This is a genomic window from Flavobacterium sp. GT3P67 (genome assembly GCF_004349155.1).
Lineage (GTDB): Bacteria > Bacteroidota > Bacteroidia > Flavobacteriales > Flavobacteriaceae > Flavobacterium > Flavobacterium ranwuense.
Genome location: NZ_SMLF01000001.1, coordinates 83,686 through 97,089 on the forward strand (window position 1 = coordinate 83,686; position 13,404 = coordinate 97,089).

A 13,404-nucleotide genomic window follows, 5' to 3' on the forward strand; every position below is an offset into this window, starting at 1 on the left:
TTTATGAAACTGAAATTCACAAAAATTACATCATTTGGACTGCTCCTTCTTTTGGGTTGTTTTTCAAGCAAACCCATACTAGCTCAGAAAAAAAATTCTCCAAAAGAAAAAAATTGGTGGAAAGAAGCCATTGTTTATCAAATATATCCTAGAAGTTTCAAAGATAGTGATGGCGATGGAGTTGGAGATTTAAAAGGGATCATTTCTAAACTTGATTATGTAAAAAGTTTAGGGATAGATGCGGTTTGGCTCAATCCCATTTACACGTCACCGAATGATGATAACGGTTATGACATCAGCGATTATCGTGAAATAATGAAAGATTTTGGAACAATGGCAGATTTTGATCTTTTGTTAGAAGAGATGCACAAACGAAAAATTAAACTCATCATGGATTTAGTGGTGAATCACAGTAGTGATGAGCACGAATGGTTCAAACAATCCAGAAGTTCCAGAGACAATAAATACAGAGATTATTACCATTGGTGGCCAGCCGAAAAAGGAAAACCACCGTATAGATGGAGCTTTTTTGATGTGAATAGCGAAGCTTGGAAATATGATGCACAAACGAATTCCTATTACCTTCATTATTTTTCACAGAAACAACCCGATTTAAATTGGGAAAACCCAAAAGTTAGAAATGAGGTTTATGATATCATGAAATTTTGGTTAGACAAAGGCATTGATGGCTTTAGAATGGACGCTTTTCAGTTTGCTTCAAAAGATACCACTTGGCCAGAATTACCCAAAGGCTATGAAAAAAACATCATAAAATACTATGGAGTTGGCCCCAACTTGCATAACTATTTACAAGAAATGAACAAAGAAGTTTTCAGCAAATATGATGTCATGACAGTTGCCGAAGGTGCCGGAAGTTCTCCTGAAGATGCTTTACTTTTTGTAGATCTCGAGCGCAAAGAATTGAACATGGCCTACCATTTTGAAAGTGTTGATATTGGTAAGCATCTACATGATTTTGGTCTTGTAAAGTACAAAGATATTTTTTCTCGATATGATACCGCCTTTAAGGACAAAGGATGGCTTTCCATTTTCCTTGGCAACCACGATCAACCAAGAATGGTGAGCAAGTTTGGTAATGACACCCCTGAATTTCGAGAAATTTCTTCAAAGATGCTTTCTACCTTTATAATGACAATGCGAGGAACTCCATATTACTATTATGGAGATGAATTAGGAATGAACAATATACGATTCGATTCGATAGAGGACTATACTGATGTGGATACGCGCAACAAATACATTGGTTTAAAAAACAGAGGTGGTGATTTGAAAACCTTTCTAGAAGGCCAGAAACAAACATCCAGAGAAAACGGAAGAACCCCTTTTCAATGGGATAGAGCTAAAAATGCAGGTTTTACCTCAGGAACACCCTGGTTAAAAGTAAACCCAAATTACGACACCATTACTGTTGAAGCACAAGAAAAAGATCCAAATTCAGTCTTAAATTATTTTAGAAAATTAGTACAATTACGTAAAAAAGAGCCAACGCTTGTTTATGGAAAATACACATTATTAGACAAAGAAAATCCAAATGTATTTGCTTACACAAGAGAACTGGATGGCAAAAAACTATTGGTGTTGTTAAATTTTACTGACAAAATCAGTACGTATAACATTGGGATTTCCACTGCCAAATCAATCATAATTTTAGACAACTACGCTAGAACTAAAAAATTAAAAAATAACACTTTGCTCCCTTACGAAGCCATTATTATAGCGCTCAAATAATAATTAAACAACAACAAATTAGATCAAATGGATGATTCCTAATTAAACTGCTTCTTGAAAAACGAATTTGCAATAAATAAATTGTAAATTCGTTTTTCAAGAAGCAGTTTAATTAGCTTTTACCACCAGTTATCAAACCATGAATAACCCCACTCTAAAAGAAATTGCATTGCAACTCGGAATCTCAATAACCACCGTTTCAAAAGCGTTGAAAGGGTATTCAGATGTGAGTGAAAAAACAAAGAAAGCGGTTGTCGATTTAGCGCATCAGCTGAATTACAGCCCCAATAGTTTTGCAGTAAATTTAAGAACTAAAGAGTCCAAAACAATTGGTTTGATAATCCCTACCGTTATACATAATTTTTTTTCGAATGTAATTGAAGGAGTTCTTGAAGAAGCCGAGAAAAGAGACTACATGGTTATCCTTTTACAGTCAAATGAAAAATTGGAGCTTGAAAAAAAACAAATTGATCTTTTATTAAATAAAAGAGTCGATGGAATTTTAATCTCTTTATCAAACGAGACTGGCGAATTTGAACATTTAAAAGCTATTCTTTCTCACAATACTCCTCTTGTCCTTTTTGATAAAATTGCGAAGCTTGTTAATTGTTCAAAAGTGACTATAAATGATAAAAAAGCAGCTTATGATGCCGTTTCTTATCTAATAAAAAAAGGATATAAAAAAATTGCACATTTTAGAGGTTCCTATTTACCCCAAAATTCTATTGACCGATTTTTAGGTTACAAAAAAGCATTAGAAGATCATAATATCAGCTATGATTCGTCTTTGGTTTTTGTATGTGACAACAACATGGATTTTGAAGATGGTTATGAAAATGCTAAAAAAGTAGTTGATACACATCCGGAAATCGATGCTATTTTTGCAGTAACTGACTTAGTTGCGATAGGAGTTATTAAATATTTGAATGAAGTGGGTATTGCAATACCAAAACAAATTGCTGTTTTTGGGTTCAGCAATTGGTTTATGTCAAGTGTAATAAGTCCTAAACTTTCAACAATTGACCAACCTGGATTTGAAATTGGACGAAAATCCGCTTCTATTTTATTTGATGAAATTACTTTAAAAAAGAACAATTCACCTGTAGTTTTTCAATCTATTGAATTAGAAACAAGCATAATTGTAAGAGAGTCAACTTAAAATTTTAATCATTTAATAAAACACTAAACCTCAATTTGTTTAATTTAACTGATCTGTATTAATTTGTTTTTTTTGGTAAAAAAAAATAGGAATAAGATAAAAATCAATATCTTGTAAAAGAATTTATGAAAGTATCGCCTTTTTTTACGAACATAAATTAAAAATAAAGACTCATCAAGTCTTAAAGAGAAACCGTTTCTGAGAAAACTATTTTTCATAATTAAATACGTAGAAATTCCATTCATGAAAGACATTACTCTTAAAGAAATTGCAACGAAATTAGGGATTTCAATAACTACTGTATCTAAGGCTTTGAAAAATTATCCAGATGTTAGTGCAAAAACTAAACAGGCAGTAATTCACCTTGCCCAAAAATTACACTACACTCCCAATAGCTTTGCTGTGAATTTAAGAACTAAAGAGTCCAAAACAATCGGTTTAATTATTCCTGAAGTAGTTCACCATTTTTTTTCGAATGTAGTAAATGCCATTATCGATGAAGCTGAAAAAAACGGCTATTTAGTTATCATTTTACAATCCAATGAAACTCTTGCATTAGAAAAAAAACAAGTAGAATTGCTTATAAACAAAAGAGTGGACGGTATTATTATGTCACTATCCAATGAATCAAATAACGACGATCATATAAAGGATATAATCAATAGAAATATTCCTTTTGTTATGTTTGACAAGATTGCAAAGCTTTCCAAATGTTCAAAAATAATAATAGATGACCAAAAAGCAGCCTTTAATGCCACTCAACATTTAATAGATAATGGTTGCAAGAAAATCGCACACATTCGCGGCCCGTTAAACCCTCAGAATGCTATTGATCGTTATATTGGCTACAAAAAAGCATTAGAAAAAAACAACATTCTTTTTGACACAAAATTGGTTTATACTTGTGAGAGCGTGACTTTTGAAGAAGGAAGAGATTTTGCAAAGCAAATCATAAAGGAACACCCTGATGTAGACGGTATCTTTGCTATAACAGATTTAGTTGCTGTAGGAGTTTTATCTTATTTCAACGACAATCAAATAAAAGTTCCACATCAAGTGGCAGTAATTGGCTTCAGTAATTGGTTTATGTCACAAGTCCTCACCCCAAAATTAAGTACTGTAGACCAACCAAGCCATGAAATGGGAATTGAATCTTTTAAGTTACTACTGGAAGAAATGAATTGTCATAAAGAAGGAATTCCTTTTACACCAAGAACTATCGAATTAGATACTAGTATAATTGTTAGAGAGTCTTCTTTGAAAAAGAATCATTAGTCTAAAACACTATTTAAATATGATGCTACTCCAGAAAATTAACATTCCTTTTTACCCCTTGAAACTTTGCTCTTTTAAGTGAAGAATTTTTAAATACTGCTTTAAATGTTTCTTCGGTAATTTCTATCCAATCCTTTTTCGACATGGAAAGTAATTCTGGATTGGGGTTAAATAGAGGTTCATTATGTGCTTTTGAAAACTTATTCCAAGGACAAACATCCTGACACACATCGCATCCAAAAGCCCAGTCATCAAACTTGCCTTTCATCTCTTGAGGAATATTTTCTTTCAACTCTATCGTAAAATAGGAGATACACTTACTGCCATCAACCACATAAGGAGCAACTATTGCCTCCGTAGGACAAGCGTCAATGCAGGCAGTACAGGTTCCACAATGATCGGTTGTAGGATTGTCGTAGTCTAAATCCAAATCAATAATGAGTTCCGCAATAAAGTAAAAAGAACCTACTTTTTGTGTCAGTAAATTGCTGTTCTTCCCTATCCAGCCTAATCCACTTTTGGCAGCCCAAGCTTTATCGAGTACTGGCGCAGAGTCTACAAAAGCACGTCCAGAAACATCTCCGATTGTTGATTGAATGGAGAATAAAAATTCTTTAAGTTTTTCTTTAATTACAAAATGATAATCCTGCCCGTAAGCATATTTTGAAATTTTATAAGAATCCTGATTTTGTAGTTCTTCAGGATAATAATTTAGCAACAGCGACACAACACTTTTAGCATCATTGACCAATAAAGTTGGATTTAGGCGCTTGTCAAAATGATTTTCCATATAGGACATTTGGCCGTTTCTGTTGTTCTTCAACCAGTTTTCTAAACGTGGTGCTTCTTGTTCCAAGAAACCAGCTTTGGATATACCACAAGATAAAAAGCCGAGACGTTGCGCTTCGGATTTGATAAATTGCGTGTATGTAGCCTTATGGTTAATGCTTAGTAAAATAGAAGTTAATAAATGGGATTCCCTAGCCCTGATAGCAGCGGCATCCCGCGCTTTTTCAGCGCGGATATAGCGGATAGCAGGAAATAGCTCCTAAAAAAATTAGAATAAACCTCCTTGAATGTTTGTATTTAATTTCCCTAAATGCTTATAGGCTTTATCAGTAACTTCCCTGCCTCGTGGCGTTCTCATGATAAATCCTTCCTGAATCAAAAACGGCTCATAGACTTCCTCGATTGTTTCGCTGCTTTCAGATACGGCTGTCGCCAAAGTTGTCAACCCAACTGGTCCACCTTTGAATTTATCGATAATTGTGGTTAGAATTTTATTGTCCATTTCATCCAGACCATGGGCATCAACATTGAGCGCTTTTAAGGCATATCGGGCAATTTCTATATCAATCGTTCCATTTCCTTTTATCTGGGCAAAATCACGCACTCGACGCAACAAGGCGTTAGCGATACGAGGTGTCCCCCTACTTCTGCCTGCAATTTCTATGGCTGCTTCCATTGATATTGGCATTTTAAATATTGTCGCACTTCTTTCCACGATTGTGGTCAGCAACTCTGTGGTATAATATTGTAAACGGGAAGATATTCCAAAACGAGCTCTCATAGGAGCTGTCAATAAACCGGAACGTGTAGTGGCTCCAATTAATGTGAACGGATTTAGATTGATTTGAACTGTTCTTGCATTTGGTCCTGATTCAATCATGATATCAATTTTGAAATCCTCCATAGCAGAATATAAATATTCTTCAACAATAGGACTCAAACGATGAATTTCATCAATAAACAACACATCTCTTTCTTCAAGATTAGTCAGTAAACCAGCTAAATCTCCGGGTTTGTCTAAAACTGGACCAGAAGTAATTTTGATCCCAACTTGTAATTCATTAGCAAGAATATTAGCCAATGTTGTTTTTCCTAAACCGGGAGGACCATGAAAAAGCGTGTGATCAAGTGCCTCATTTCGTTGATTTGCAGCTTGGACAAAAACTTTCAAGTTTTCTAATATTTGGTCTTGTCCCGCAAAATCATCAAAAGAAAGCGGTCTTAATTTTTTTTCAAGATCAAGTTCTTCCGAATTGTAACTGTTTGATGTTGGGTCTAAATTTTCATTCATGTAACAAAGATAGCAAAGCAATTTTGAATTATAAATTATAAATTTTAAATGCCATAAAAATTAAAAAAATTACTTAGCAAAAGAATACTACGAAGACTGAGTACTACCAAAAAGCCATAAAAAAAGCCTCTACTTTCGCGAGGCTTTTCTTTATATTTTTAGTGGTGTAAAACTTCTTCACCTTCTTTCATTGGAACGTTTTGAGGTACAAAATCCACATCGTGTGCAGGATTACTGTAGTCATAAGGCCAACGATATACATGAGGAATTTCACCTGGCCAGTTACCGTGCATGTGTTCAACCGGTGCTGTCCATTCTAGTGTATTCGATTTCCATGGATTCATTACAGATTTTTTACCGTAGAAAATACTACTAAAAAAGTTATATAAGAAAACCAATTGAAAAACTCCACCAATTAATGCAAATGTTGTAATCAAAACGTTTACGTTTTGTAAATCATCAAATAATGGAAAGTTTGTGTTTGTATAGTAACGTCTTGGTAAACCAGCTAATCCGATAAAGTGCATTGGGAAGAAAACTCCATAAGCACAGATTGCAGTTACCCAAAAGTGTACATAACCAAGGTTTTTGTTTAACATTCTTCCGAACATTCTTGGAAACCAGTGGTAAATACCAGCAAACATTCCGTAAAGAGCAGAAATACCCATTACTAAGTGAAAGTGAGCTACAACAAAATAAGTATCATGGACATTAATATCAAGTGTACTGTCTCCAAGAATAATTCCTGTCAAACCACCTGTAATAAATGTAGAAACTAAACCAATTGAAAACAACATAGCCGGATTCAACTGTAAATTTCCTTTCCAAAGTGTTGTGATGTAATTAAACGCTTTTACAGCTGAAGGGATAGCAATCAATAATGTTGTAAAGGTAAATACAGATCCCAAAAATGGATTCATACCTGAGATAAACATGTGGTGACCCCAAACAATTGTTGATAAGAAAGCAATTGCCAAAATTGACATAATCATCGCTCTGTAACCAAAAATTGGTTTACGTGAATTTGTTGCAATAACTTCCGAAGTAATACCCAAAGCAGGTAATAAAACGATATAAACCTCAGGGTGTCCTAAGAACCAAAATAAATGTTCGAACAATACTGGTGAACCTCCTTGATAATGTAAAACTTCTCCAGCTATATAAATATCAGACAAGAAGAATGAAGTTCCAAAACTTCTATCAAAAATCAACAATAATGCTGCAGATAAAAGAACCGGAAAAGAAACGATACCAATAATTGCCGTTACAAAGAATGCCCAAATTGTAAGAGGCAATCTAGTCATAGTCATACCTTTTGTTCTTAAATTAATTACTGTTACAACATAATTTAAAGAACCCATTAAAGAAGATGCAATAAAGATAGCCATTGAAACTAACCATAATGTCATCCCTAAACCTGAACCAGGGATAGCTTGTGGCAATGCACTCAAGGGTGGATAAATAGTCCATCCTGCAGATGCAGGTCCGGCTTCAACAAAAAGAGAACTAACCATGATTATACTAGACAAGAAAAACAACCAGTATGATATCATATTCATAAAACCAGATGCCATATCTCGTGCACCAATCTGAAGTGGTATTAACAAGTTACTAAAAGTTCCACTTAAAGCGGCCGTTAATACAAAGAATACCATTATAGTTCCATGTATGGTAACCAAAGCCAAATAAATATCATTTGTCATTACTCCGTTAGGAGCAAATTTATCACCAAGTAAAATATTAAAAATTTTAAATGATTCTTCTGGCCATGCTAATTGCATTCTAAATAGCATAGACATTCCTACTCCAATAATTCCCATGATAATACCCGTAATTAGGTATTGTTTGGCAATCATTTTATGATCAATACTAAAAATATATTTAGTAATAAAAGTGTCTTTATGGTGATGTTCGTGTTCGTGATCTATTGCGTGATCGTGACCTTCTGCTGACATATATGTTTACTTTAAATTTTTCTTATTAATTATTTCATGGCCGTTACGGCAACTGCTGCAGTATCTTTTGCTTTTGTAGAATCTGTACCAGATGTTCCATCAGTAGCAGCAGGTTCAGCCATAGCAGCTTTTACTTCACTAACAATTGTAGCTTTATCTTTCAACCATGCTTTATAGTCTTCAGGTGTATCTACAATAATTTTCATTTGCATGTTATAATGAGATGCTCCACAAATTTTATTACAAAGTAATAAGTAATCAAACGTGTAAGGATCTAAAGCAGTTTCGCCCTTAGCTACTAATTCAATACTTTTCTTAGATCTTAAAGCATTTATATTAGCCACTTTTTCTACCATAAATGGCAATTCTCTATATTCTGCTGTAGTGTATATCGGTTCAAAAGCAAATTGTGTAACCATACCGGGAACACAGTTCATTTGTGCTCTAAAGTGAGGCATATACGCTGAATGCAAAACATCTTGAGAACGCATTTTGAAAAGAATTTTTTTACCTTTAGGAATATGCAGTTCCGTTACAACAATATCATCTTGTGCATATGGATCAGCTAAATCAACACCTACAGCGTTTACTCCTTCAATAAATCTAACATTAGCTTTACCTAATACATTATCATTACCTGAATATCTAGCTTTCCAGTTAAACTGTTGTGCATACAATTCAATAACTATTGTATCCTCATCTTCATCAACAAACATAATATTTGTCCAAGCAAAAAGACCATAAAGAATCAATCCTGCCAAAACTACAGCCGGAATAACACTCCAAATAGCTTCTAACTTATTATTATCTGCAAAATAAAGTGCTTTTTGATCTTTTTTACCTCTGTACTTGAAAGCAAAATAATGCAACAAAACTTGAGTTATAGCCTGAACTATAAAGATAAGAACCCATGTAATATTCATCAAATTATCTACTTCACCACCATGTGCTGAAGCTGGTGTATGAAGAACAAGAGGTCCCCATTTAAACAATCCGTAAATTGAAAAAATATAAATGAAAGCTAAAAACCCAAACATCAAATAACCTTGAATGTTATTGTCGTTATCTGTAGCTATTTCTGAACTATCTGAATTAGATCCAACTTGCGTCAGGTCGAATATTTTAGTCAATTGCCATAAAGCAACAGCTAATAAAACTAAAACTATAATTACCAACAAACTTGTCATCTGTTTTTTTCTTTAAATATTAATAATGAAAATGTTTACTTTCTCCTATGAAAGGATTTCTTTTTGCTAACAAAGGAGCTTTAGTTAACGCTGTAAAAACAACATAAATAAATAACCCTAAGAAGAAAAGAACCGATGCTATTTCTGGTACACCAATAAACCATCTGTCTCCTACAGTTCCCGGCATAATCATATTAAAGAAATCAATATAATGACCTGCTAGTATAACAATTCCTGCCATAACTAGTACCCATGTAATTCTTTTGAAATCTGTATTAATTAATATTAATAAAGGGAATAAAAAATTCATTACAACAGCACCAAAGAATGGAAGATTATACAATTCAATTCTAGTAATAAAATACGTTACCTCTTCAGGAATATTTGCATACCATATCAACATGAATTGTGAGAACCATAAATACGTCCAGAAAACACTTAATCCGAACATGAATTTTGCTAAATCGTGTATATGACTTGTATTTACATGTTCTAAATATCCTCTAGATTTTAGGTACAAACTAATTAAAGCAATTGTAGTAACTCCACTAACAAAGAAGCTAGAAAATACGTACCAACCAAACAATGTACTAAACCAGTGAGGATCAATAGACATTATCCAATCCCAAGACATTATAGACTCAGACACGATGAAAAAAACTAAAAACATTGCTGAAATATTGAAGTTTTTCTTGTAAAATGAGTCATCATTTGCTTCGTCTTGCGCTAAACAGTTTTTTCTTGAAAAATACTGATATAAACTCCAACCAGTCAAAAATATAGCGGCTCTAATAATCCAAAAAGGAAAATTTAAATAACCAGTTTTATTAGCTATCAGTTTATCATTTGCAACAACTTCAGGATCTAACCATATAAAAATGTGATTAAAATGCAAACCACACAATATTAGAATAACAAAAAAGATAACAGAACCAACAGGTAAATAAGATGTTATACCCTGCATAACTCTAAATAATACTGGAGACCATCCAGCCTGAGCTACTTGTTGAATTGCATAAAATACTAAAACCCCAAGAGAAACAAACATAAAGAAAATACAAGCAACGTATAAAGCAGACCAAGGTTTGTTTTGTAGTTGGTGCAAAACATGATTCAAATGCTCCTTATGTTCCGCTTCTTCACTAACATCATGACCCTCTTTTTTAACAGCTGCTTCAGCGTGAACTGGTTCAGCATGCGTTGCATCAGCAACTTTAGTAGTGTCATCCGTTGGAGCTACAGCTTCATGAGATTCTTCTGTTTTTTTCTCTTCTGTAGCTTCGCTATGGGCAGCAACAGCTTCATGCGAAGGTTCAGCAGCAGCTGTCGCTTCATGTTTAGCTTCACCATGACCACCATGACTTTCGGCCGCAAGAAGCTTTTCAACTTCTTGAATATCTTTAGGTGCAGTTAAAAAACCATATCCAATTCCTAAAAGACCTACAGCCATTAAGATGAAAGAAAAAGTTTTTAATTTACTTGAAAATGTATACATATCTATTACGATCAGTTTGTTCAACAATTATAATTCGCTTTTTAGTTTTAGAACATAGTCAGTAACTAACCAACGTTCATGGGCACTCAATTGGTTAGCATGTGAACCCATTGAATTTAAACCATAAGTTATAACATGAAAAATACTTCCTTCAGTGATAACTCTATCTGCATAACTTGGTACACCCAGAAATTTTTCTCTTTCCACAAGCTTTCCTTTACCGTTTCCAGAAGCACCATGGCAACTGGTACAATAGATTTCAAAAAGTTCTTTTCCTTTATCAGAGTCTCTGCTTAAAGAATCCAAAGGAGATTTAAGATTTGCTTTTGCTAACTCATACCCAGCGGTAGAATTTTCATATTCAAAAGGCTCAAATCCTCTGTTAATAGTTCCTTCAGCTGGAAGTTGACCTTCTTTACCGTCTTTAAATGCATTTGATTCAGAATAAGTTTCATAGCCTACTGACTCATACATATTTGGAAAATACTGATAGTTTGGTTCCGCATTATTATGGCAAGATGAAACTAAAATAGTTATGCCAAATAAAAGTGTTATTTTATATACGCTTTTCATATCTATAATTAATGCTTTTCTATTACTTTAACTTCTACAGCTCCCGTGCTTTGGAAAAAAGAAATTAATTCTTCTTCATTATCATTTACAGCAACTTCCATTAAAAAATGGTCATCTGTAGTTCTTACATCTGGATTTTCTGCTTCTTTGAAAGGCCATAATTTACTTCTCATATAAAAAGTAATAACCATTAAGTGAGCTGCAAAAAATACAGTAAGTTCAAACATAATTGGAACAAAAGCCGGCATGTTTTCAATATAACTAAAACTTGGCTTTCCACCAATATCTTGTGGCCAATCTTGAATCATAATATAATTCATCATACCTGTTGCTACTGAGATTCCAACACAACCATAAAGAAAAGCACAAATAGCTAATCTTGTAGGTGCAATTCCCATAGCTTTATCCAAACCGTGAACCGGGAATGGAGTAAAGACTTCTTCAATATGATGATGAGCTGCTCTGGTTTTTTTAACCGCATCCATCAATATATCATCGTCATTATAAATGGCGTATATTACTTTATTACTCATGATGTGAATCTTTATTTGCTTCTCTTTCTCTTTTGTAATTATCTCCAGTTCCTTTCAAAATTGTTTTTACCTCTGCTTGTGCAATTACAGGGAATGTTCTTGAATACAATAAGAACAATACAAAGAAGAAACCTATTGTTCCAATGAAAATTCCAATATCAACAAATGTAGGTGAAAACATTGTCCAAGAAGATGGTAAATAATCTCTATGTAGCGAAGTTACTATAATTACAAATCTCTCAAACCACATTCCAATATTTACAACTATCGAAATTATAAACGAGAACATGATACTTGTTCTTAATTTTTTGAACCACATGAATTGTGGAGAAAAAACATTACAAGTCATCATTGACCAATATGCCCACCAGTAAGGTCCGGTAGCTCTGTTTAAGAATGCATATTGTTCGTACTCTACACCAGAATACCATGCAACAAATAATTCAGTTATATAGGCAACCCCCACTATAGAACCTGTAATCATGATAACGATATTCATCAACTCAATGTGCTGAACTGTTATGTAAGCTTCTAGATTAGATACTTTTCTCATAATGATAAGCAACGTATTTACCATTGCAAATCCTGAGAAAACCGCTCCAGCAACAAAGTACGGAGGGAAAATTGTAGTGTGCCATCCTGGTATAACGGATGTAGCAAAGTCCATCGATACAATAGTATGTACCGAAAGTACAAGTGGAGTAGCTAAACCTGCAAGTACCAAAGATACTTCTTCAAAACGTTGCCAGTCTTTTGCTCTACCGCTCCATCCAAAACTTAATATAGAATACACTCTTTTATTAAAAGGAGTAATAGCTCTATCACGTAACATCGCAAAATCAGGTAATAAACCAGTCCACCAGAATACTAATGAAACTGAAAGATACGTTGAAATCGCAAATACGTCCCAAAGTAATGGCGAGTTAAAGTTTACCCAAAGAGAACCAAATTGATTCGGAATTGGTAAAACCCAATATGCCAACCATGGACGTCCCATGTGAATGATCGGAAATAAACCTGCTTGAATAACCGAGAAAATTGTCATTGCTTCTGCAGAACGGTTAATTGCCATTCTCCAACGTTGACGGAAAAGTAATAATACCGCCGAAATAAGTGTTCCTGCGTGACCAATACCAACCCACCAAACAAAGTTCGTGATATCCCAAGCCCATCCTACAGTTTTATTTAATCCCCATGTTCCAATACCTGTAGATACGGTGTAAATTATACAGCACAATCCCCAAAGGAAGGCTATTAATGCGATTGAAAATACAATCCACCAATGTTTGTTTGCTTTACCTTCAACAGGCGCAGCTACATCTACAGTTACATCGTGATAAGATTTATCACCTATAACTAAGGGTTTTCTAATGGTTGCTTCGTAGTGAGACGACATAA

At 34.0% G+C, this 13,404-nt stretch carries 11 protein-coding genes; 3 read left to right on the forward strand and 8 right to left on the reverse strand.

Translation table 11 applies throughout. The annotated features are described in order from the left end of the window. Nucleotides 1-3: 3 nt before the first annotated feature. From E0H99_RS00340 to E0H99_RS00350, 3 genes are all read left to right on the forward strand, one after another. Nucleotides 4-1,749: a glycoside hydrolase family 13 protein gene (locus E0H99_RS00340; protein WP_131990277.1), complete on the forward strand. Its 1,746-nt coding sequence runs from the start codon at nucleotides 4-6 to the stop codon at nucleotides 1,747-1,749. A gap of 139 nt (nucleotides 1,750-1,888) precedes the next feature. After that, nucleotides 1,889-2,908: a LacI family DNA-binding transcriptional regulator gene (locus E0H99_RS00345; RefSeq protein ID WP_131990278.1), complete on the forward strand. Its 1,020-nt coding sequence runs from the start codon at nucleotides 1,889-1,891 to the stop codon at nucleotides 2,906-2,908. A 243-nt stretch (nucleotides 2,909-3,151) separates the two neighbouring features. Next, nucleotides 3,152-4,183 carry a LacI family DNA-binding transcriptional regulator gene (locus E0H99_RS00350; protein WP_131990279.1) on the forward strand — a complete coding sequence of 344 codons (1,032 nt, stop codon included), beginning with the start codon at nucleotides 3,152-3,154 and terminating at the stop codon, nucleotides 4,181-4,183. A gap of 25 nt (nucleotides 4,184-4,208) precedes the next feature. Here the strand turns inward: E0H99_RS00350 and queG are convergent, their stop codons facing one another. The 8 genes from queG to nrfD form a co-directional block, all read right to left on the reverse strand. Then, nucleotides 4,209-5,129, reverse strand: a complete 921-nt coding sequence (gene queG / locus E0H99_RS00355) for a tRNA epoxyqueuosine(34) reductase QueG (RefSeq protein WP_131990280.1) — start codon at nucleotides 5,127-5,129, stop codon at nucleotides 4,209-4,211. A gap of 111 nt (nucleotides 5,130-5,240) precedes the next feature. Then, a complete protein-coding gene (gene ruvB, locus E0H99_RS00360; RefSeq protein WP_099714294.1) occupies nucleotides 5,241-6,263 on the reverse strand; it encodes a Holliday junction branch migration DNA helicase RuvB in 1,023 nt (340 codons plus the stop codon). A 158-nt stretch (nucleotides 6,264-6,421) separates the two neighbouring features. Then, a complete protein-coding gene (locus E0H99_RS00365) occupies nucleotides 6,422-8,218 on the reverse strand; it encodes a cbb3-type cytochrome c oxidase subunit I (protein WP_131990281.1) in 1,797 nt (598 codons plus the stop codon). A 29-nt stretch (nucleotides 8,219-8,247) separates the two neighbouring features. Beyond that, on the reverse strand, nucleotides 8,248-9,405 hold the full coding sequence (locus E0H99_RS00370; protein ID WP_131990282.1) for a cytochrome c oxidase subunit II: 1,158 nt from the start codon (nucleotides 9,403-9,405) through the stop codon (nucleotides 8,248-8,250). A gap of 19 nt (nucleotides 9,406-9,424) precedes the next feature. Continuing rightward, a complete protein-coding gene (locus E0H99_RS00375) occupies nucleotides 9,425-10,900 on the reverse strand; it encodes a quinol:cytochrome C oxidoreductase (RefSeq protein ID WP_131990283.1) in 1,476 nt (491 codons plus the stop codon). A 27-nt stretch (nucleotides 10,901-10,927) separates the two neighbouring features. Next, nucleotides 10,928-11,473, reverse strand: a complete 546-nt coding sequence (locus E0H99_RS00380; RefSeq protein WP_131990284.1) for a c-type cytochrome — start codon at nucleotides 11,471-11,473, stop codon at nucleotides 10,928-10,930. Nucleotides 11,474-11,481: 8 nt separating this feature from the next. Beyond that, nucleotides 11,482-12,006 carry a DUF3341 domain-containing protein gene (locus E0H99_RS00385; RefSeq protein ID WP_131990285.1) on the reverse strand — a complete coding sequence of 175 codons (525 nt, stop codon included), beginning with the start codon at nucleotides 12,004-12,006 and terminating at the stop codon, nucleotides 11,482-11,484. After that, on the reverse strand, nucleotides 11,999-13,402 hold the full coding sequence (gene nrfD, locus E0H99_RS00390) for an NrfD/PsrC family molybdoenzyme membrane anchor subunit (RefSeq protein ID WP_131990286.1): 1,404 nt from the start codon (nucleotides 13,400-13,402) through the stop codon (nucleotides 11,999-12,001). The genes E0H99_RS00385 and nrfD overlap by 8 nt, the downstream gene beginning before the upstream one ends. Nucleotides 13,403-13,404 lie beyond the last annotated feature (2 nt).

Bases quoted from the DNA above. Each gene is read 5' to 3' on its own strand.
- E0H99_RS00350 (WP_131990279.1), top strand. From the start codon at position 3,152: ATGAAAGACATTACTCTTAAAGAAATTGCAACGAAATTAGGGATTTCA.
- E0H99_RS00385 (WP_131990285.1), bottom strand. From the start codon at position 12,006: ATGAGTAATAAAGTAATATACGCCATTTATAATGACGATGATATATTG.
- E0H99_RS00345 (WP_131990278.1), top strand. From the start codon at position 1,889: ATGAATAACCCCACTCTAAAAGAAATTGCATTGCAACTCGGAATCTCA.
- ruvB (WP_099714294.1), bottom strand. From the start codon at position 6,263: ATGAATGAAAATTTAGACCCAACATCAAACAGTTACAATTCGGAAGAA.
- E0H99_RS00365 (WP_131990281.1), bottom strand. From the start codon at position 8,218: ATGTCAGCAGAAGGTCACGATCACGCAATAGATCACGAACACGAACAT.
- E0H99_RS00375 (WP_131990283.1), bottom strand. From the start codon at position 10,900: ATGTATACATTTTCAAGTAAATTAAAAACTTTTTCTTTCATCTTAATG.
- E0H99_RS00370 (WP_131990282.1), bottom strand. From the start codon at position 9,405: ATGACAAGTTTGTTGGTAATTATAGTTTTAGTTTTATTAGCTGTTGCT.
- E0H99_RS00340 (WP_131990277.1), top strand. From the start codon at position 4: ATGAAACTGAAATTCACAAAAATTACATCATTTGGACTGCTCCTTCTT.
- E0H99_RS00380 (WP_131990284.1), bottom strand. From the start codon at position 11,473: ATGAAAAGCGTATATAAAATAACACTTTTATTTGGCATAACTATTTTA.
- nrfD (WP_131990286.1), bottom strand. From the start codon at position 13,402: ATGTCGTCTCACTACGAAGCAACCATTAGAAAACCCTTAGTTATAGGT.